Below are 1,449 nucleotides of genomic sequence, written 5' to 3' on the forward strand. Positions count from 1 at the left end.
GGTCGGTGCGGCGCACCTGGGCCAGCAGGTCGCGGAAGGCGGCGTCCGGGCGCACCTCGCTGCGCAGCACCAAAGTGTTGACGAACATGCCGACCGCGCACTTCGAAGGCTGGGCCCAATCGGTAGGCCAGCCCTGGGCGGAAGCCCTGGCGCTGCGCTGCCGCGCGCTACTAGACGACGAGCACGCCGAGGACCTGTACCTTCAAGCCCTCGCGACCCACGACCGCGAATCGCGCCCCATCGAATTCGCCCGCACCGCACTGCTGTTCGGCGAATGGCTGCGCCGCGCCCGCCGCAAATCCGAGGCCCGCACCCACCTCTACGAGGCCCTCGAGGTCTTCGAACGTTTGGAACTGGCCCCGTGGACCCGCCGCACCCGCCATGAATTGACCGCTTCCGGAGCCGCCGAATCGACCGACTCGGCCGACACCGGATCCGCCCCGAACGCGGCCACCGGATTGACTCCGCAGGAGTTGCAGATCGTCCGGCTGGCCGCCCAGGGATTGTCGAATCGGGATATCGCGGCGCAGATGTTCCTCAGCCACCGCACGGTGGGTTACCACCTGTACAAGGCGTATCCGAAACTCGGTGTCACCTCGCGCGGCGAGCTGAAAGAGCTTGCCGCGCAACTGAGGTGACATCCGGCCTCAGAGACCCGCGGGCACCTGGTCCAGGAAGCCGTACACCCGCTGGATGCGCCCGTCCTCGGCGAGGGCCGCCACATCGAACCCGATGACCAGCGGCTCGGCGCCGGGCGCGCCCAGGTGCCAGGTGAAGCGGGCGATGTGGTGGTTGGTGTCGACCGGTGCGCCGAGGGTGAATTCGAGGCCGGCGAACTGACCCTGGACCGCGGCGATGGTGGCGGCGAGCCCGTCGTGGCCGCGCACCGACACCAGCGGGTCGGTGTATTCCGCGTCCTCGGTGAACAGTTCGGCCACCAGGGCCGCCCGGGCGCTCGCGTCGGTGGTGTTCCAGGCGGTCAGGTAGCGCTCGACCAGCTCGTTCATGTCGCTCATTGCTGTTCTCCTTGTTTGTTCGAACTTGATGAGAACAACGTTATGAAGATTCGAACGCGCCGGAATCTGTCGTACTTAAGTACTGACTACCGGTGTCAGTGCACGCCTTCCATGTGCCGACTGATCCAGGGGGCGACGGCCCAGACGCACGCGCCGACGATCATGGCCACCACGCCCGTGATGCCGAAGTAGGCGAGTTCGTGGGAGGGGTCGTAGAACTTCGACAGCACGCCCGACATCGAGGTGCCGATGCCGACGGAGAAGAAGTACAGGGCCATCATCTGCGAGCGGAACACCTTGGGGGCCAGCTTGGTCGTGACCGAGAGGCCGATCGGGGATGCGGGTGATGGCCGCCGCCATCGGCCGCGTCTAGTCGCCGCGAGGCAAGTACTACGGGGGCTTCGCCCCTGAAACCCCAAGGGCAGTGCGGGGG

The 1,449-nt window shown here is 67.0% G+C and carries 2 protein-coding genes and 1 pseudogene; 1 reads left to right on the plus strand and 2 read right to left on the minus strand.

Features of this window, described 5'->3' with window-relative positions; genetic code table 11:
- A partial coding sequence (locus tag ACWELQ_RS45620; RefSeq protein ID WP_452403178.1) for a response regulator transcription factor occupies positions 1–638 on the plus strand: 638 nt, incomplete at its 5' end.
- A 9-nt stretch (positions 639–647) separates the two neighbouring features.
- Here the strand turns inward: ACWELQ_RS45620 and ACWELQ_RS45625 are convergent.
- On the minus strand, positions 648–1,016 hold the full coding sequence (locus ACWELQ_RS45625; protein WP_452403179.1) for a nuclear transport factor 2 family protein: 369 nt from the start codon (positions 1,014–1,016) through the stop codon (positions 648–650).
- A 95-nt stretch (positions 1,017–1,111) separates the two neighbouring features.
- Positions 1,112–1,354 (minus strand): annotated as a pseudogene (locus ACWELQ_RS45630) (MFS transporter); the annotation flags it as partial.
- Between the last annotated feature and the right edge of the window lie 95 nt (positions 1,355–1,449).

This window comes from Nocardia sp. NPDC004722 (assembly GCF_053601505.1).

Excerpts from the sequence above, each read along its gene's own strand:
- ACWELQ_RS45625 (WP_452403179.1), bottom strand. The coding sequence starts at position 1,016 with ATGAGCGACATGAACGAGCTGGTCGAGCGCTACCTGACCGCCTGGAAC.